Source organism: Streptomyces sp. NPDC005181 (assembly GCF_040608395.1).
Classification (GTDB): Bacteria; Actinomycetota; Actinomycetes; order Streptomycetales; family Streptomycetaceae; genus Streptomyces.
The window spans coordinates 69,162-87,799 of the sequence record NZ_JBEXID010000029.1; the positions used below are offsets into that span (position 1 = coordinate 69,162).

Genomic DNA, 18,638 nt, shown 5'->3' on the forward strand with positions numbered 1-18,638 from the left:
CCAGTGTAGTCAACTAGCCGGGCGGCAAGTAAGTGGCCGGTGAACAGGGGATCAGGGAGTTGGGGATCATGGCGGACCTGAAGAAGGCGGCAGGCAGGAAGGGCGGCAGAGCAGTCGGCGCGGCTGCTGACGAGCCGGCCGCCCCGCCCGAGCCGCAACAGCGCAGCGTCCGGGTGGTGATGCTCGCCCTGATGATCACGATGCTGCTGGCCATGCTCGACAACCTGATCGTCGGCACCGCCATGCCCACCATCGTCGGTGACCTCGGCGGTCTGGAGCATCTGTCCTGGGTCGTCACCGCGTACACCCTGGCCACCGCGGCCTCCACCCCCATCTGGGGCAAGCTCGGCGACTTGTACGGACGCAAGGGCATCTTCCTCACGTCCATCGTGGTCTTCCTGATCGGTTCCGTACTGAGTGGAATGGCCCAGGACATGGGCCAGCTGATCGGCTTCCGGGCGATCCAGGGACTCGGCGCGGGCGGCCTGATGGTCGGCGTCATGGCGATCATCGGTGATCTGGTGCCGCCCCGTGAGCGCGGCAAGTATCAAGGTCTGATGGCCGGTGTGATGGCGATCGCCATGATCGGCGGACCGCTGGTCGGCGGCACCATCACCGACCACCTCGGCTGGCGCTGGAGCTTCTACATCAACCTGCCGCTGGGCGCGGTTGCCCTCGCCATGGTCACCGCCGTGCTGCACCTGCCGAACAAGGAGCGCACCAAGGCGAAGGTCGACTACCTCGGCGCCGGACTGCTGACCCTCGGCATCACCGCGATCGTGCTGGTCACCACCTGGGGCGGTTCGGAGTACGACTGGGACTCCGCTGTGATCATGGAGCTCGCCGCGATCGGTGTCGTCTCCCTCGTCGGCTTCCTCTTCGTCGAGACGAAGGCTGCAGAACCGATCATTCCGCTCCACATCTTCCACAACCGCAACTTCACCCTGATGTCCCTCGTCGGCTTCATGTCCGGCTTCGTGATGTTCGGCGCGGTACTCTTCCTGCCGCTGTTCCAGCAGTCCGTCCAGGGCGCGTCCGCGACCAACTCCGGTCTCCTGCTCCTGCCGATGCTTCTGTCGATGATGATCGTCTCGCTGATCGCCGGACGGGTCACCACCAGCACCGGCAAGTACAAGATCTTCCCCATCATCGGCTCCATCCTGATGGTGGCCGGCCTGTTCCTGCTCTCGCAGATGGACACCGCCACCACCCGCTTCACCTCCGGCGTCTACATGGCGGTGCTCGGCGCGGGCATGGGCTTCCTGATGCAGATCACGATGCTCGTCGCGCAGAACAGCGTCGAGCTGAAGGACATGGGCGTCGCCTCCTCCGCGACCACCCTCTTCCGTACGCTCGGCAGCTCCTTCGGTGTCGCGATCATGGGGGCGCTGTTCACCGGACGGGTGCAGGACGAGATGATGGCCCGCGGCGGCGGAGCGGCCACCTCGAAGTCCGCGCAGCTGGACGCGGCAAGCCTGGCGAAGCTGCCGGGCCCGGTGCGTGAGGCGTACCAGTTCGCGGTCTCGTCCGGGACACACATCGCCTTCCTGGTCGGCGCTTCGGTCGGGGTGATCGCGCTGCTGGCGGCGGTGTTCGTCAAGGAAGTGCCGCTGCGGGGAGCCGGCCCGGAGGCCGACGGGGAGACGACCGCGGACGCCGGCCCCGTCGCCAAGCAGAGCGAGACCGTCTGATCAGGCCGACCCGGTAACACCGACAAGGCCCCGGGGGTGCGCGTGGACCGCGCACCCCCGGGGCCTTGTCGCTGTTACCGCTCAGCTCAGCCCACCTCAGCCGCCGAACTGCGTGCCGTCCGACGCTGCGTTCGCCCCCGGACGGTCCGTGCTGCCCGGTTTGGTCTTGGCTGCCTTGCGCTGTTCGGCGAGCTGGAGGACAGGGAAGCTGCCCGTGTTCGTCGGGGCGTGCTCCGGCAGCCACAGCACGGCAACCGCCCCGCCGGTCCCCTCCGCCGCGCCCTGCGGCGCCGCGTTCCGGAAGGTCAGCCGAGCGCCGAGCACCCGGGCCTGACCGGCGGCGATGGTCAGCCCCAGACCGTGTCCGCGCCCGGAGCGGTCGCTGCTTCCGGTACGGAACCTGCTCGGGCCGTCACGCAGCAGCGCCTCGGGGAATCCGGGCCCGTGATCGCGGACGCGCACCACCCGCCCCTCGACCGTGACCTCCACCGGAGTGGAACCGTGCTTGGCCGCGTTGCCCAGCAGATTGCCGAGAATGCGCTCCAGCCTGCGCGGATCGGTGTTGACCCACGACTCGTGCACCACCTGGACCCCGACATCCGGGTCCAGCAGTGCGACCCTCCGGCTGACGAACTCGCCGAGCGCGATCTCCTGCAGTTCGGCCCGCTCCGACGCACTGTCCAGCCTCGCCACCTCCAGCACGTCCTCGACGAGCGTGCGCATCGCCTGTGCCCGGTCCCGTACCAGTTCGGTGGGGCGGCCCGGCGGCAGCAGCTCGGCCGCCGTCAGCAGCCCGGTCACGGGTGTGCGCAGCTCGTGCGCGATGTCCGCGGTAACCCGGCGCTCCGCCTCGATCCGTTCGTTCAGCGCGTCCGTGAGGGCGTCCACAGAACGGGCCAGGTCGTCGGTCTCGTCCCGGATGACGCCGCCGATGGCGTCCCTGACCCGTACCTCCGTATTGCCCTGTGCGACCTTCCCGGCCGCGGCCGCCGCCTTGCGCAGCCGACGCGACAGCTGGCCGCCGATCAGTACGCCGAGCGCGCAGCCGCCGAAGACCACCGAGACGGAGCCGATGATCAGCGCCCGGTCGAGATCGCCCATGATCGTGGCGCTGCGGTTCGCGAAGCGGGTATGCAGCGACAGCACATCACCGTTGGCCAGCGGCACGGCCGCCCACACATCGGGCACGCCGTTCGCGTATTCGTCGACATGCGTGGCGCGCCGGTTCCTGCGGGTCTCCGCGCGCAGGCTCTGCGGCATCGTCGGGTCGTTGAGCTTGGCGCCGAACTTGGGGTCGGCCTTCTTCGTCTTCGTCGCTTCGTACAGCAGCTGCGCGTACGTCAGCCGCTCCAGCTGGACCTCACGGGCGTTCTCCAGCATCGAGACGCGGGCGGCGTTGTGGACGACGAGGCTCAGCGCGACCGCGATCAGCGCGCCGACCGCCGCGATCGCGATGCTGATCTTCCAGCGGACACCTGTCCGCAGAGCCGGCCGCATCATGCCTTGAGCTTGTAGCCGAAGCCGCGGACAGTGTCGATCCTGTCCTGTCCGATCTTGGTGCGCAGCCGCTGGACATGGACGTCCACCACCCGGGTGTCGCCGCCCCAGCCGTAGTCCCAGACCCGTTCGAGCAGCTTGTCGCGGGAGAGCACGGTGCCGGGCGCGGAGGAGAATTCCAGCAGCAGCCGCATCTCGGTCGGGGTCAGCGCCACCTGCTCGCCGCCCTTGCGCACCTCCATACCCTCGGTGTCGACCTCCAGATCACCGAAGACCAGCACCCCGCCGACGGGCTGCGGCTCCGTCTCCGTACCGCCCGGCTGTCCGCCCGAGGCATGACCGAAGCGGCGCAGCACTGCGCGGATCCTGGCGACCAGCACGGCGCCGTCAAAGGGCTTGGTGACGTAGTCGTCGGCGCCGGCCTCCAGGCCGAGCACCACGTCGATCGAGTCGGCGCGGGCCGACAGCATGATCACGGGAACCGTCGACTCGTCCCGGATACGCCGGCACAGACTGACCCCGTCCAGGCCCGGCACCATCACGTCGAGCAGCGCGATGTCCGGCCGGTCGGCCCGGAACGACTCCAGGCCGGAGAGGCCGTCGGGCATCGCGGTGACCACGAATCCGTCCCGCTCCAGTGCCAGCTGGGTGGCCTCGCGGATGACATCGTCGTCCTCGACGAACAGGACGTGGGTCTCGGCCATCGACTGCTCTCAGCTCTCGCTTCTCGGTTGGCGGCTCTTCGTCGGTCTCGTTCGTGCCGGTACCGGTTCTTGGGGCGGTCTCAGTGCTCCGTCGGCTCGGCGGGCTCCGGGAGCTCCGCTTCTCCGTTGCCGACGGCTCTGTTGAAGTCGTTGTGCACCCGGTCGTGCTCGCTGAACCGGTTGCCGGCCCAGCGGTACGTGACCACTTCCTCGCCGGACGGGTACGCGACCGCGTCCTTCTTCTCGTACACCTGCGTCGTCACCACCAGGTCACCCCGGTCGATGGTGCCGTAGACCGCGGGCTGCTCCGTGGTGAAGACGTTCTCGTACCTGCCGTTGCTCCGCGCGCGGTACACGTAGGTGCCGACCCCTACCGAATCGCCGCAGGTCATCACATTCACCACGACATCGGCCGACGAGCCGCCGGTCAGCGTGCCGTACGAGGTGTCGACCGGGTACTCGTCCCCCGTGCAGGGCTTCAGGTCCGTCCTGACCCGCTCGCTCACCCTGGGGTCCCGCTTGACCAGCTGGACGGCATCGACCCGCTGGACGGTCTTCTCCGTGGGCGGGGTGGTGGCCGACGGTGTGACCTGGGCGACCGGCTGCGTGCCGGCCGGTCCCTCGTCACGGGTGCCCGTGCCACCGGTGGAGCAGCTGACGGTGAGCAGCCCGAAGGCGGCGAGCCCGGCCATGGCCGTGGTGCCCGCCGCCCAGCCGGTGAGACCGCCACCGCCCCTGCTGGTCGCCCTGCTTCTGCCTGTCAGGCCGCGCACCGCTCCCGCCCCCGTTCCTCATGACGCCGGTCCGCCGGTCCGCGAACCTGCGCACGCCCAGGAGCGCCGGCGGCCGGTGCCCGGTTGCCCGCCCTGCTGCCATGGGCCTCACGGACCATGGCTTCCCTGCTCATCGCCTCGCGGCTCTCCAGCTCCTGGCGCAGTCGCGCCAGCGCCCGGTGCAGCGTGCTCTTCACCGTACCGGCGGACATGCCGAGCGCCGCGGCGGTCTCCTCCGTGCTCATCTGCTCCCAGTGTCGCAGCACGACAACGCTGCGCTGCTTGGGAGCCAGCACGCCCAGGACGTCCATCAGCAGAGCACGGTCGGCGCGCTGCTCGGTGCCGTCCTCGACACTGGCGTCGGGCAGCTGCTCGGTCGGAACCTCCTCCAGCTTGCGGGCCCGCCACCACTCCGTACGCGTGTTGATCATGACGCGGCGCAGGTAGGCGTCGGCTAGGGACTTGTCGGCGATGCGGTCCCAGCGCCCGTATGTACGGGCCAGGGCGGTCTGCAGCAGGTCCTGCGCGTCCACCGGGTCGGGGACCAGGCGGCGCGCACTGCGCAGCAGGGCCTCCTGTCGGGTGCGTACGTACTCTTCGAATCCGAGCACCTCGCCATGCGCCATTCCAACCGCCTCCGTCCCCGTGGATCCCCGTCTGACCTCTGCCAGCCACTGGTCGCGTGAGCTGACGGTCGGAGACGTTACGGAGCGGTTGTCACGGCGCTGTGCGGAGCAGCCATACGCCGACGCACGGCTGTCCATCGGTTGTGTAACAGCGGGCGGGAGCCCTCCTGCCTCTAACTCAGTGGCAGCTGGTACTGGTCCCCCGGAAGTGATTCGACCAGGCCGTCGGCGACCAGGCCATCCAGTGCCCGGGCCCGTTGCACCGGCTCCTCCCATACGGCGTCCAGCGCCGCCTGCGGCACCGGGGCCACCGCCTCACGCAGCACGGCGAGCAGACGACCACGCACCTGCCGGTCGGTACCGGCATAGGTCTGACCGCGTCGCGGGGGCCCCTGATGCTCCGGCTTCCCGGCCAGCCGCCAGGCGCACTGCGCGGCGATCGGGCAACGCGCGCAGTCCTCGTTCTTGGCGGTGCAGACCAGCGCTCCGAGCTCCATCGTCGCGGCCGCCCAGCGGGCCGCCCGTGCGTCCTCGTCGGGCAGAAGTGCGCGGGCGAGCTTCCGTTCGGCGGCGGTGGTCGCGTTCGGCGGGTACTGAATGCCGGTTGCGGCCCGGGCGAACACCCGGCGGACGTTTGTATCGAGTACGGCATGCCGCTGTCCGTACGCGAACGAGGCCACGGCCGCCGCCGTGTACTCGCCGATCCCGGGCAGCGCGAGCAGCTGGCTGTGCTCGCTCGGTACGTCGCCGCCGTGTCGTTCAGTTATTGCCTGCGCGGCTCCGTGCAGGCGTAGCGCTCGCCGGGGGTAGCCGAGCCGGCCCCAGGCACGGACCGCTTCACCGGGCGGCTCGGCGGCCAGATCGGCGGGGCGCGGCCAGCGGGCCAGCCACTGTTCGTACACCGGGAGGACCCGGCTGACGGGGGTCTGCTGCAGCATGAACTCGCTCACCATCACACCCCACGCGCCCGCTTCGGGGCGGCGCCAGGGCAGATCGCGGGCGTGCTGGTCGAACCACCCGATGACGGGCGCGTGGAGGGATGCGGGGGGCGTCTGTGTCGCAGTCATGGCAGTCATCGCAAACCGATCCTGACACGGAAGGGCAGTCAACGGTCATGGCAACAGGGGTGTCGCCCGTCATGAGGGCCCATGGGGTGATAACGCCACCCGTCTGTCCCCACGGCGAGCCCCAGTCGGCGCCTCACCCGGACTCGGTGCGGACTCGGCCGTCCGCACCCGGACCCGATTTCCAGACCGTGCGGAGTGCCCGGCTGCTCCTTACCGTCAGGGCGAGCGACCGCGCCGGGCCGGACAGCAGGACGATCACCAGCGCCGCGACCGATGCCCCCATCAGCAGGCCCGCGACCACATCGTGCGGATAGTGCACACCGACAAAGACACGTGAGAAGGCCATCAGCAGTGCCAGCGGCACCGTGGTCCAGGCCACGCGCGGCCGGACGAATGCGAGAGCGACGGCAGCCGTGCCGGCTGTCGCCGCGTGGTTGCTGGGAAACGACCAGTCGCCCGTCGGCGGGCACGGCACCAGCGAGCCGCCGCCGCAGCGACCGACCGGCACGGGCGTTCCTCGTCCACGATCGACTTGAGCACCTCACTGGAGACATAGGCGACGGCCGTCGCGAGTGGTGCGAGCAGCGACAGGTACAGGGCTCCCGCATCCGCTCTGCGCGCACGCCACCCTCCAGCGACGAAGAGGACGACGAAGACCAGCAGGCAGAGCTCCGTCCAGATTTCGGCGAGATGCTGCGCCCACGATGGCGTGTCGTGTGCGAATTCGATGATGTCCCTGTACAGGGAGGAGGAGGCAGTTGAGCTCTTCATGTGACAGACCGTAGGCAACAGGGCGAGGTTGTCACAGTGGGCGATCGCCAGGGGGCACACCTGACGAAAGTCGGGGCCAGAACAGGCCACTGCGTGATGATGATCCGCAAAACTTGGGGATCGGAGCGGCGGGTGGGGCGGGAGTTGGCGCGGATCTCTCGTACAGTTTGGGCCGTGGGATCTCTGCGCAATCCGATCGGGCCGCTTCCCTCCAGCATCTATTGGCGACGGAGGGCCGTAGCGGCGACGCTGATTGCGCTGCTCGCGCTGCTGATCGTATGGGTCGTCACTTCCGGGGGCGGCAAAGGAAACATGGACGATTCCCGGCCCAACGGGTCGGGTCCCGCGCACTCGATCACTCCGGGACCCGCCAGTTCCGGTCCGGCCATCAGTCAACAGCCTGGCGGGCGCGACGAATCGGACGGCTCCGGGGGCGGCGGCAGCGGCACGGACGCGGGTTCCGACGGCAGCAAGGGTGACTCCGGCACCGACGCCGGATCCGGGTCGGGTGCCGGCAGCGCGTCCGGCGGCGGAAGCGACGGGCAGCCGGTTCCGGCCGGCTCCTCGATCCCCGACTGCACATCCTCCGCACTGAAGTTGACCCTGCGTACCAAGCTCAACTACAGCCCCGGCGAGAAGCCGAAGTTCGAACTGATCGCCAAGAACACCTCGTCCACCGCCTGCAAGGCCGACTTCGGGCCGAAGAGTGCCGTGGTGACCATCACCGAAGCCGGTGGCGACGACAACGAGGTGTGGTCCTCCAAGGACTGCCCGCGCAATGCGGGCAGTGTGCTGCTGGAGGTTCCGGCGGGCGCGACCATCGTCCACACCGTGGAGTGGGACCGGAAGAAGAGCGCCCCGCAGTGCGCTACGCCGCCTGCGGAGGCCGCGGGGGCCGGTACCTATCTCGTCGAGGCGAAGGCTCTCGGCGAGCCGGTGCAGCGCGCCTCGTTCGTTCTCGCGAAGGACTGAGCAGGGACGGCCCGAGCGGATCCGGACCAGCGACGCGATCACCGTCGCGATCACGGTCTGACACGTACTTCGGGGCCCGGTCCACCGACCGGGCCCCGAGACATGTACTGCTTCGCACATCCGCTGTACGTGCCGCTCCGCGCAACTGCTGCGTACCGCTACACGTACCGCTCAAGAATCGACGACTCGGCCAGCCGCGACAGCCCCTCGCGCACGCTCCGCGCCCGCGCCTCGCCGACCCCGTCCACCGTCTGAAGGTCGTCGACGCTCGCCGCGAGCAGCTTCTGCAGTCCGCCGAAGTGCTCCACAAGCCGGTCGATGATCGCCCCGGGCAGCCGTGGCACCTTCGCCAGCAGCCGGAAGCCGCGCGGCGAAACCGCCGAGTCGAGAGTCTCGGGCGAGCCGCTGTACCCCAGAGCCCGTGCCACGACCGGGAGTTCGAGCAGCTCGGTGTGGGAGAGCCCATCCAGCTCGGTCAGCGCCTCCGCGACCGTACGCGACCGCTTGGCGGTCGGCTCCGGCACATAATCACGCACGACCAGTTCGCGCTCCGGCTCGACGCCCGCGATCAACTCGTCGAGCTGGAGGGAGAGAAGCCGGCCGTCGGTGCCCAGCTCCACCACGTACTCGGCGATCTCGGTCGCGATGCGGCGGACCATCTCCAGACGTTGCGCGACGGCCGTCACGTCCCGCACCGTCACCAGGTCCTCGATCTCCAGGGCGGAGAGCGTGCCCGCGACCTCATCGAGGCGGAGCTTGTACCGCTCAAGGGTGGCGAGGGCCTGGTTGGCGCGGGAGAGGATCGCGGCGGACTCCTCCAGGACCCGGCGCTCCCCGTTCACATACAGCGCGATCAGACGCATCGACTGCGAGACCGAGACGACCGGGAAGTTGCACTGTTTGGAGACCCGGTCCGCCGTGCGGTGGCGGGTTCCGGTCTCCTCAGTGGGGATGGAGGCATCCGGGACCAGCTGCACGCCGGCCCGCAGGATCTTCGTCATGTCCTTGTCGAGGATCAGTGCCCCGTCGAGCTTGGCCAGCTCGCGCAGCCGCGTCGCGGTGAACTCCACGTCCAGCACGAAGCCGCCGGTGCACATCGACTCGACGGTCTTGTCCATGCCCAGCACGATCAGCCCGCCGGTGTTGCCACGGAGGATGCGCTCCAGGCCGTCCCGCAGGCCCATTCCGGGCGCGACGGCGCTCAATGAGGCGCGCATCAGCGCCTCATTGCCGGTGCCTTGGCCGGACTTTCCGGGCGATGCTGCCCGGTCGCTGGCTGCCACTGCACTCCTCCGGTCACAGGTTTGCGGTGCCCTTACGTCCCTCCTACCGTTCGTACGGACGGGCGAGACCAGGGCAAAGTCTACCGGCGTGCGTCGGCCTCCCGTGGGGCCTCTGTACGAGACCGCCGCGGGAGCACTCTCAGCGCGTCGCCCATGTTGGCGACTTCCGTGACCTTCATACCGAGCGGAACCTTCCCCGGGTCGGTCGGGACCAGCGCGTGCGTAAAGCCCAGACGGTGTGCTTCGGCCAGTCTGCGCTGCACCCCCGTAACCCTTCTGACCTCGCCTGCGAGGCCCACTTCGCCGATCGCCACCAGGTTCTTGGGCAGCGGTGTGTCGCTTGCCGCGCTGGCCAGCGCAAGCGCGATCGCGAGGTCCGCGGCGGGTTCGGAAAGCTTCACGCCGCCGACCGTGGCGCTGTAGATGTCCCGCTTGCTGAGCGCGCTGATCCGGCCACGCTGCTCCAGAACAGCCAACATCATCGAGACCCGGGACGTCTCCAGGCCGGAGGTCGTGCGCCGGGGCGAAGGGATCTGCGAATCGACCGTCAGCGCCTGCACCTCGGCGACGAGCGGGCGCCGCCCCTCCAGCGTGACCGTCAGACAGGTGCCCGGCACGGGCTCGTCGCGCCGGGTGAGGAAGAGGCCGGACGGGTCGGTGAGGCCCGTGATGCCCTCGTCGTGCAGTTCGAAACAGCCGACCTCGTCGGTCGCCCCGTACCGGTTCTTCACGCCCCGGACGAGCCGGAGCCGCGCATGCCGGTCGCCCTCGAAGGACAGGACCACATCGACGAGGTGCTCCAGCAGCCGGGGCCCGGCGATCGCGCCGTCCTTGGTGACATGGCCGACCAGCAGCGTGGACATGCCGCGCTCCTTGGAAGCGCGGATGAGCGCGCCGGCGACCTCCCGGACCTGCGCCATGCCGCCGGGCGCGCCCTCGATCTCGGGCGAGGCGACGGTCTGCACGGAGTCGAGGATGAGCAGGGACGGCTTGACCGCGTCCAGATGGCCGAGGACCGCGGAGAGGTCGGTCTCGGCGGCGAGGAAGAGGTGGTCGTTGATCGCCCGGATCCGGTCGGCGCGCAGCCGCACCTGGCTCGCGGACTCCTCCGCGGTGACATAGAGGGTGCGGTGCTCCTCGCTGGCGGCCTTGGCGGCCACATCCAGCAGGAGCGTCGACTTGCCGACGCCCGGCTCGCCCGCGAGCAGCACCACGGCGCCTGGGACCAGCCCGCCGCCGAGCACCCGGTCCAGCTCGGCGACCCCGGTCGACCGGGCGGTCGCCTGCCGGCTGTCGACCTGGCCGATGGGGAGAGCGGCCGAGCTGACGCGGCCGGCCGCCGTCGTCCGCACGGCGGGGGCGCCGCCGAACTCCTCGACCGTCCCCCACGCCTGGCATTCGGGGCATCGGCCGAGCCACTTGGCGGTCGTCCAGCCGCACTCGGTGCAGCGGTAGGACGGCCGGTCCTTCGCGGATTTTGTACGGGCAGCCATGGCGCCACCGTATAGGTGAGGAGTGACAACGCCGTCCGGCGCGGGTGCGCGGGAGCTCGCAGTGGTGTCTGTGGTGTGTGGGGGAGGAGAAGCACAGGGAGCGCGAGGGGAAGGGCGGCCGGTCAGGAGCTCCGGCGGAATTGACGATTCCTGTCCCCTTTCAAGGGATACGTTCACCCGTAAGGGTTAAATGTGCGAAAGGGGCGCCAAGGCTACGCTCTGCCCTGCCTACGGTCGCAAGGTGACGAGCAGCAGGTTGCAGACCCCTAGGCACACCACCGGCGCACACCGGGCGCAGCGCCGTGCCCCCCACGCGTCGCCGAAGCGCACGGCTGCCCGTTCCGAGGCGTATCTCGACGGCCTGTTCACCTACTGCCTCTCCGTGCTCTGCGATCACGACGGAGCCGTCGAAGCACTGGGCGCTGTACTCGCCATCGCGGAACGGCAGGAGGGGCGGTGCCCCAGGGGGGAGGAGGAACGTAAAACCTGGCTGTACGCGCTGGCCAGGTGGACGTGCCTGCGCAAGCTCGCCCAGCAGAAGCAGAAGCAGAAGCAGAACCGGGGCCGGCAGGCGCACCGCCGGCAGGCGGCCGAGCAGCGGGGCGGTACGACCGCGGCCACAGAGGGGGCGCGCTCACACACCCGTATGCCCCCTGCCGCCACCGCCCTCGCCACAGACTCCATGAACGCCTCCGAGACCGCCGCGGCCGCGGAAGCGCACCGCCGCGAGCTCGCGCAACTCGCCTGGCCCGAGGCCGCAGGCACCACGCCCGAACAGCGCGAAGCGCTCGAGCTGGCAGTACGCCACCGCCTCGCCCCGCGCGCCGTCGCCTCCGTGCTCGGCCTCGACCCCGCGACCGCCCGTGAGCTTCTGGCCGCCGCGGCCTGCGAAGTGGAACGCACCCGGGCCGCCCTCGCCGTCGTCGAGACCGGCAACTGTCCCACCGTCGCCCGACTCTTCGGCGACCACCGCGTCCTGCTCTCCGCCGCCCTGCGCAGCGAGCTGGTCCGCCACGTGGACGACTGCCCCCGCTGCCGCCGCGCCGCCGAGCGGGCGGGCGCCGAAGGCCCCTGGCCGGGCGTGTCCGTCAGTCCCGGCGCCGCACTTCCGGTCGTCGAGGCCCCGCGGCCCTCCGCCTACGTGGCGATGGTCCATGCCCAGAGGAATCGGTCCGCCACTCCGCGCTTCGACCGGACGGGCTTCCCGATGGACCCGAAGGACCACGCCGCGCGCCGGGACCGGCTGCGGGCGAGAGTCGTGACGACGACGTTGGTGGCGACGGTCGTCGCCGCCCCCGTGATCGCGCTGTGGTCCGCCTACCGGGGCGCGCCGCTGACCGGCGAGGGGCACGACGGCTCCTCGGTCACCGCGACCGAGACGGACGACCGGAGCGAGTTCGACGGCGACCCGTACGACCGCTACCAGAACGCGGGCAATGCCAGCCCCGACCCCGGCTCCCGTTTCAAGGACGGCAGCCGTACGCCGGATGTCTCCGCCGAAGTCATCAGCTCCGGAGCGGGGCACGGCCCCGGCCGGATCGCTGTCACGGCCCGCTCGTCCGGCGGGACCACGCTGATCACACTGACCGCTTCCGGCGGCGCACCCGTGGCCTGGTCGGCGCGGGCGGACGCGCCCTGGCTGCGCCTCAGCAGGTACTCCGGGACCCTCGCAGCGGGGGAGAGCGTCACGATCCGCGGCTACGTGGACCATGTGCGGGAACCGGCCGGGGCCTGGAGCGCGCGCGTCCGTCTCGCGCCGTCGGGCTCGACCGTGCTGATCCGCGGGCACGGAGCGACGCCGGCACCGTCCGGCGGCCCGACCCAGCCGTCCCCCCCGAGCCATCCGTCCGTTCCGTCGAATCCACCGCCGACATCGCCCGACCCCACGGACCCGACCCACCCGACCGACCCCACATCGCCACCGACGGACCCGGACCCGACGGACCCGGACCCGACGGACCCGACACCGTCCCCGGACCCGTCGAACCCGTCCACTCCCGCCGACCCGTCCTCCCCTTCCGGCCCTTCCGGCCCTTCCGACCCGGGGACAAGCCCGAGCGACCCGGCGCCGACGGGCTGACAGACGGCTTCAGCCCGTCGCCCCGGCTCCGCTAGGACCCCGCAGGCCCCGACGGCTGCACCGGGGGATCCGCAGGATGCGGCGCCATGGGCAGCAGCGAGGACAGCCGCTCCTCGCACAGCTCGACCAGTCGCTCGTACCCCTCCTTGCCCATCAGCTCGGTGAGCTCGGGCCGGTACGACACATAGACCGGTTCCCCCGCCCCGTGCGCCGACGTCGCCGACGTGCACCACCAGTGCAGATCGTGACCGCCCGGACCCCAGCCCCGGCGGTCGTACTCGCCGATCGAGACCTGGAGCACGCGCGTGTCGTCGGGGCGGTCGATCCAGTCGTACGTACGCCGGATCGGCAGCTGCCAGCACACGTCCGGCTTGGTCTCCAGAGGCTCCTTGCCCTCCCGGAGCGCCAGGATGTGCAGCGAACAGCCGGCTCCCGCCGCGAACCCGGGCCGGTTCTGGAAGATGCAGGACCCCTTCCAGCGGCGCGTCTGGCGTTCCCCGTCGTCGTCGACCTCGACCCAGCCCGTCTCCGTACCGACGTCGTGGAACTGCCACAGCTCCGGGGTCAGCCGGGAGACATGGTCCGCCACCCGCTTCTCGTCGTCCTCGTCCGAGAAGTGCGCGCCCAGCGTGCAGCACCCGTCGTCCGCACGGCCCGCCTGGATGCCCTGGCAGCCACTGCCGAAGATGCAGGTCCACCTGGAGGTCAGCCAGGTCAGGTCGCAGCGGAAGATCTGTTCGTCGTCCGCGGGGTCGGGGAACTCGACCCAGGCGCGTGCGAAGTCGATCCCCTTCTCGTCTTCGGACCGGTCCGGCCCGTTCACTTCCGGCTGCTGCATCTCCTGCTTCATCTTCTGCTTCTTAGTGGCTTTGCCCGGCTTCGCCTTTTTCGTCTTTGGCACGGGCCAAGAGTAAGTCCGCGGGAGCAGTAGCGTTCCGGGTATGAGACTCGGAGTCCTCGACGTGGGGTCGAACACGGTTCATCTGCTGGTGGTGGACGCGCACCCCGGAGCCCGCCCGCTGCCCGCGCATTCGCACAAGGCGGAGCTGCGCCTTGCCGAACTGCTCGACGCGGACGGGGCGATCGGACCTGTCGGCGTGGACCGGCTTGTCACGACGATCGCCGATGCGCTGCAGGCCGCCGAGGACAAGGGGTGCGAGGACGTGCTGCCGTTTGCCACGTCCGCCGTACGGGAAGCGAGCAACGCCGACCAGGTCCTGGCCCGGGTAAGGGAAGAGACCGGCGTCGACCTCGCCGTCCTCACCGGCGCGGAGGAGGCACGGCTCACCTTCCTCGCCGCCCGCCGCTGGTTCGGCTGGTCGGCGGGGAAGCTGCTGGTCCTGGACATCGGTGGCGGCTCGCTGGAGATCGGTTACGGCATCGACGAGGAGCCTGACGCCGCGGTGTCGCTGCCGCTCGGGGCCGGACGCCTCACCTCCGGCTGGCTGCCGGACGATCCGCCGGACCCGGCGGAGGTGAAGGCGCTGCGCCGCCATGTGCGGGCCCAGATCGCCCGTACGGTCGGCGAATTCAGCCGCTTCGGCCGTCCTGACCATGTCGTCGCGACCTCCAAGACGTTCAAGCAGCTCGCCAGGATCGCGGGCGCCGCACGCTCCACGGAGGGCCTGTACGTACAGCGCGGCCTGACCCGCAAGGCGCTGGAGGAGTGGGTGCCGAAGCTGGCGGCGATGACCGCCGACCAGCGCGGGCGTCTGCCCGGGGTCTCCGAGGGGCGGGCCGCGCAGCTGCTGGCCGGGGCGCTGGTCGCGGAGGGGGCAATGGACCTGTTCGGGGTGGAGGAGCTGGAGATCTGCCCGTGGGCGCTGCGCGAGGGAGTGATCCTGCGCCGCCTGGACCACCTCCCGACGGCGTCCGCGGCCTTGAACTGACCAGCGCCACCCACCTCACCCAGCCGCCCGCCCGGCGGACGGGTCGACGCGAAAGGCTCAGCAGGGAGTCGTACCGGGGCCCATCCGGAAGCGGTCCGGAGCTGCGGAAGCCGTCGGCAGCAGGTCGGCGCCGACGGAAAACCGTCCGCAACCGACCGGAAGTCCGGCCGAGGGCCGATCGGAAGCAGGCGGAGCCGACCATGGCCCTGCTCACTTTCCGCTTCGGTCCCTCGGTGGCGCGCACAGCCGCCCCGTACCCTGTCTCCGTGGCAGAACCAGTGGTGCGCATCCCGGATGCGAAGGTCGCCCTGTCGACGGCTTCGGTCTATCCGGAGTCGACGGCGACGGCCTTCGAGATCGCCGCGCGTCTGGGCTACGACGGTGTCGAGATCATGGTCTGGACCGACCCCGTCAGCCAGGACATCGAGGCGCTGCGACGGCTCTCGGACTATCACCAGGTGCCGATCCTTGCCGTTCACGCGCCCTGTCTCCTGATCACGCAGCGGGTCTGGTCCACCGATCCATGGGTGAAGCTCCAGCGGGCCCGGGCGGCCGCGGAGAAGCTGGGAGCGTCGACGGTCGTCGTCCATCCGCCGTTCCGCTGGCAGCGGCAGTACGCGCGCGACTTCGTCACGGGTATCTGGCGCATGGCGGACGAGACGGACGTGCGGTTCGCCGTCGAGAACATGTATCCGTGGCGGTACCGGGACCGCGAGATGCTTGCGTATGCCCCCGACTGGGACGTCACCAACCACGACTACCGTCACTTCACCGTCGACCTCTCGCACACCGCGACCGCCCGTACCGACGGCATGGCCATGGTCGAGCGGATGGGCGACCGGCTCGCACACGTCCACCTGGCCGACGGCAAGGGCTCCAACAAGGACGAACACCTGGTGCCCGGTCGCGGTGACCAGCCCTGTGCCGAACTGCTGGAGCGGCTGGCCCGTACCGGCTTCGACGGCCATGTAGTCATCGAGGTCAATACCCGCCGCGCCATGTCCGCCGCCGAACGTGAGGCCGACCTGGCGGAGGCGCTGGCCTTCACCCGGCTCCACCTGGCGTCCGCGACGGCGCAGGTGCCGCGCCCGTGACCACCGACGGGGGCAGTGGCCCGAGCGGCCCCGCCGGGCGCCCCAAACGGCGTGGCCGCCCCGCCCGTACGGCCGAAGCCACCGGCCCCGGCGCCCGCGAGCGCATCCTGGAGGCGGCCCGTACCGAGTTCGCCGAACGCGGCTACGACAAGACGTCGATCAGGGGCATCGCCAAGGAGGCAGGCGTCGACGCCGCGCTTGTCCACCACTACTTCGGTACGAAGGACGAGGTCTTCGCAGCGGCGATCGAGGTCTCCTTCGAACCCGCGCTGGTGATCCCGGCCATCCTCAGCAGCGGTACGGACGGCCTGGGGGAGCGGCTGGCCCGCTACTTCATCGGCGTATGGGAGAACCCGGCGTCCAGAGCTCCGCTGCTGGCCATCCTGCGGTCCGCGCTGACGCACGAGGCGGCGGCGAAAGTGCTGCGCGGCTTTGTGCTGCGGCGACTGCTGGAACGGGTCGCGGAGGCACTGGAGGTACCGGACGCGACGTTCCGCGCGGAGCTGGCCGCCTCGCACATGATCGGGATCGTGATGCTGCGGTACGTGATCAAGGCGGAGCCGCTGGCCTCGGCGGAGCCGGAGAAGATCGTCGCGATGGTCGCGCCGACGCTGCAGCGCTACCTGACAGAGGCCTGACCGGTTTTCCGGTCACCATGGCTCACCCCGTCCGGCATTCAAGGAGCGGGAGCCGGGCCCGCTCGCAGAGCGAGCACACCGTCCCGCATTCCGGACAGAGTGTCCAGATCCTGGAGCTGAGGCGTACCCTCGGAAGGAGTCATTTCTGTCGAAGGAGCGAGCGACGATGCCCCAGCTGAGGTCCCGCACTGTCACCCACGGCCGCAACATGGCGGGCGCCCGCGCCCTTATGCGGGCCTCGGGCGTAGCGAGCGAGGACATCGGCAAGCCGATCGTTGCCGTCGCCAACTCCTTCACCGAGTTCGTCCCCGGCCACACCCACCTCGCACCGGTGGGCAGGATCGTCTCCGACGCCATCAAGGCCGCGGGCGCGGTGCCGCGCGAGTTCAACACCATCGCCGTCGACGACGGCATCGCGATGGGCCACGCGGGGATGCTCTACTCGCTCCCCTCCCGCGACCTGATCGCCGACTCCGTCGAGTACATGGTCGAGGCGCACTGCGCGGACGCGCTGATCTGCATCTCCAACTGCGACAAGATCACGCCCGGCATGCTGATGGCCGCGATGCGTCTGAATATCCCGACGGTCTTCGTCTCCGGTGGCCCGATGGAGGCCGGCAAGGCCACCCTCGTCGACGGCACGGTCCGCAAGCTCGACCTGATCAACGCGATCACCGACGCGGTCGACGAGAACGTCTCGGACGAGGACATCCTCCGTATCGAGGAGAACGCCTGTCCCACCTGCGGCAGCTGTTCCGGCATGTTCACCGCCAACTCGATGAACTGCCTGACCGAGGTCCTCGGCCTCTCCCTCCCCGGCAACGGCTCCGTCCTCGCCACGCACACCGCCCGCAAGGCGCTGTACGAGGAGGCCGGCCGTACGGTCGTCGAGATCACCAAGCGCTACTACGAGCAGGACGACGCAACGGTCCTGCCGCGCTCCATCGGCACCCGCGCCGCGTTCGACAACGCCATGGCGCTGGACATTGCCATGGGCGGCTCCACCAACACGATCCTGCACCTGCTCGCCGCCGCACAGGAGGCCGAGCTGGCCTACGACCTCGACGACATCAACGAGGTCTCGCGCCGCGTCCCCTGCCTGTCGAAGGTCGCGCCCAACGTGGCCCCCGGCGGCACGTACTACATGGAGGACATCCACCGGGCCGGCGGCATCCCCGCCATCCTCGGCGAGCTGCACCGCGGCGGCCTGCTCGACGAGGACGTGCACTCGGTGCACTCCGCCACCCTCGCCGAGTGGCTGAAGAACTGGGACGTCCGCGGTGGCTCCCCGTCCCCCGAAGCCGTCGAGCTGTGGCACGCGGCCCCCGGATGCGTCCGTTCCGCGACTGCCTTCTCGCAGTCCGAGCGCTGGGAGACTCTCGACCTGGACGCGGCAGGCGGCTGCATCCGCGACCTGGAGCACGCGTACTCCAAGGACGGCGGCCTCGCGGTCCTCAAGGGGAATCTCGCCGAGGACGGCTGCGTCGTGAAGACGGCGGGCGTCGACGAGTCGATCTGGACCTTCGAGGGCCCGGCGGTCGTCTGCGAGTCGCAGGAAGAGGCCGTCGACAAGATCCTCCGCAAGGAGATCAAGGAGGGCGACGTCGTCGTCATCCGTTACGAGGGTCCGCGCGGCGGCCCCGGCATGCAGGAGATGCTCTACCCCACCTCCTTCCTCAAGGGCCGCGGCCTCGGTAAGAGCTGCGCCCTGGTGACCGACGGCCGCTTCTCCGGCGGTACGTCGGGTCTGTCGATCGGCCACGCATCGCCGGAGGCGGCATCGGGCGGCACGATCGCGCTCGTCGAGGACGGCGACCGGATCAGGATCGACATCCCGAACCGGTCGATCGAGCTCCTCGTCCCCGAGGCCGAGCTGACCGCCCGCCGCGAGGCGCTGAACGGCGTGTACGCACCGAAGAGCCGCGAGCGCAAGGTCTCGGCGGCGCTGCGGGCGTACGCGGCGATGGCGACGAGCGCGGACCGCGGCGCGGTGCGCGACGTCTCCAGGCTCGGCTGACACAGCACACGCAACTTCCCCCTGTCGGCCCCCGGCGACCAGT

General features: G+C 70.2%; 16 protein-coding genes. 7 read left to right on the forward strand and 9 right to left on the reverse strand.

What is annotated here, in order from left to right; genetic code table 11:
- Nucleotides 1–68 precede the first annotated feature (68 nt).
- Nucleotides 69–1,691, forward strand: coding sequence for an MDR family MFS transporter (locus tag ABZV38_RS20130; RefSeq protein ID WP_356328759.1), 1,623 nt, complete (start codon nt 69–71; stop codon nt 1,689–1,691).
- 96 nt (nt 1,692–1,787) lie between these two features.
- Here the strand turns inward: ABZV38_RS20130 and cseC are convergent, their stop codons facing one another.
- From cseC to ABZV38_RS20160, 6 genes are all read right to left on the reverse strand, one after another.
- Nucleotides 1,788–3,191, reverse strand: a complete 1,404-nt coding sequence (gene cseC, locus ABZV38_RS20135; RefSeq protein WP_356328761.1) for a two-component system sensor histidine kinase CseC — start codon at nt 3,189–3,191, stop codon at nt 1,788–1,790.
- The gene (gene cseB / locus ABZV38_RS20140) at nt 3,188–3,892 is read right to left on the reverse strand and encodes a two-component system response regulator CseB (protein WP_356328763.1); all 705 of its coding nucleotides are present in this window, start codon (nt 3,890–3,892) and stop codon (nt 3,188–3,190) included. The genes cseC and cseB overlap by 4 nt, the downstream gene beginning before the upstream one ends.
- Before the next feature lie 80 nt (nt 3,893–3,972).
- On the reverse strand, nt 3,973–4,584 hold the full coding sequence (locus ABZV38_RS20145) for a hypothetical protein (protein WP_356328793.1): 612 nt from the start codon (nt 4,582–4,584) through the stop codon (nt 3,973–3,975).
- A gap of 68 nt (nt 4,585–4,652) precedes the next feature.
- A complete protein-coding gene (locus ABZV38_RS20150) occupies nt 4,653–5,291 on the reverse strand; it encodes a SigE family RNA polymerase sigma factor (protein ID WP_356328765.1) in 639 nt (212 codons plus the stop codon).
- Nucleotides 5,292–5,464: 173 nt separating this feature from the next.
- Nucleotides 5,465–6,367 carry an A/G-specific adenine glycosylase gene (locus tag ABZV38_RS20155; RefSeq protein ID WP_356328768.1) on the reverse strand — a complete coding sequence of 301 codons (903 nt, stop codon included), beginning with the start codon at nt 6,365–6,367 and terminating at the stop codon, nt 5,465–5,467.
- A gap of 124 nt (nt 6,368–6,491) precedes the next feature.
- The gene (locus tag ABZV38_RS20160; protein WP_356328770.1) at nt 6,492–6,866 is read right to left on the reverse strand and encodes a phosphatase PAP2 family protein; all 375 of its coding nucleotides are present in this window, start codon (nt 6,864–6,866) and stop codon (nt 6,492–6,494) included.
- A gap of 437 nt (nt 6,867–7,303) precedes the next feature.
- Between ABZV38_RS20160 and ABZV38_RS20165 the strand changes: the two genes are divergently transcribed.
- A complete protein-coding gene (locus ABZV38_RS20165; RefSeq protein ID WP_356328772.1) occupies nt 7,304–8,101 on the forward strand; it encodes a hypothetical protein in 798 nt (265 codons plus the stop codon).
- Between the two features lie 158 nt (nt 8,102–8,259).
- On the opposite strand, the gene disA is transcribed toward ABZV38_RS20165, so the two are convergent.
- Both disA and radA read right to left on the reverse strand, forming a co-directional pair.
- Nucleotides 8,260–9,384 (reverse strand): DNA integrity scanning diadenylate cyclase DisA, encoded by a 1,125-nt coding sequence (gene disA, locus ABZV38_RS20170; protein ID WP_356328775.1) that lies wholly within the window; start codon nt 9,382–9,384, stop codon nt 8,260–8,262.
- Between the two features lie 80 nt (nt 9,385–9,464).
- A complete protein-coding gene (gene radA / locus ABZV38_RS20175; protein WP_356328776.1) occupies nt 9,465–10,877 on the reverse strand; it encodes a DNA repair protein RadA in 1,413 nt (470 codons plus the stop codon).
- Between the two features lie 190 nt (nt 10,878–11,067).
- Between radA and ABZV38_RS20180 the strand changes: the two genes are divergently transcribed.
- Nucleotides 11,068–12,957, forward strand: coding sequence for a hypothetical protein (locus ABZV38_RS20180; protein WP_356328777.1), 1,890 nt, complete (start codon nt 11,068–11,070; stop codon nt 12,955–12,957).
- A gap of 31 nt (nt 12,958–12,988) precedes the next feature.
- On the opposite strand, the gene ABZV38_RS20185 is transcribed toward ABZV38_RS20180, so the two are convergent.
- Nucleotides 12,989–13,858 carry a hypothetical protein gene (locus tag ABZV38_RS20185; protein ID WP_356328779.1) on the reverse strand — a complete coding sequence of 290 codons (870 nt, stop codon included), beginning with the start codon at nt 13,856–13,858 and terminating at the stop codon, nt 12,989–12,991.
- 40 nt (nt 13,859–13,898) lie between these two features.
- Here ABZV38_RS20185 and ABZV38_RS20190 point away from each other — a divergent pair, with 40 nt between their 5' ends.
- From ABZV38_RS20190 to ilvD, 4 genes are all read left to right on the forward strand, one after another.
- Complete coding sequence (locus ABZV38_RS20190) at nt 13,899–14,846, forward strand: Ppx/GppA phosphatase family protein (protein WP_356328781.1); 948 nt, start codon at nt 13,899–13,901, stop codon at nt 14,844–14,846.
- Nucleotides 14,847–15,112: 266 nt separating this feature from the next.
- The gene (locus tag ABZV38_RS20195; RefSeq protein WP_356328782.1) at nt 15,113–15,940 is read left to right on the forward strand and encodes a sugar phosphate isomerase/epimerase; all 828 of its coding nucleotides are present in this window, start codon (nt 15,113–15,115) and stop codon (nt 15,938–15,940) included.
- Nucleotides 15,937–16,578, forward strand: coding sequence for a TetR family transcriptional regulator (locus tag ABZV38_RS20200; protein ID WP_356328784.1), 642 nt, complete (start codon nt 15,937–15,939; stop codon nt 16,576–16,578). Before ABZV38_RS20195 ends, ABZV38_RS20200 begins: the two co-directional genes overlap by 4 nt.
- A 166-nt stretch (nt 16,579–16,744) precedes the next feature.
- The gene (gene ilvD / locus ABZV38_RS20205; protein WP_356328786.1) at nt 16,745–18,595 is read left to right on the forward strand and encodes a dihydroxy-acid dehydratase; all 1,851 of its coding nucleotides are present in this window, start codon (nt 16,745–16,747) and stop codon (nt 18,593–18,595) included.
- The last annotated feature ends 43 nt before the right edge of the window (nt 18,596–18,638 follow it).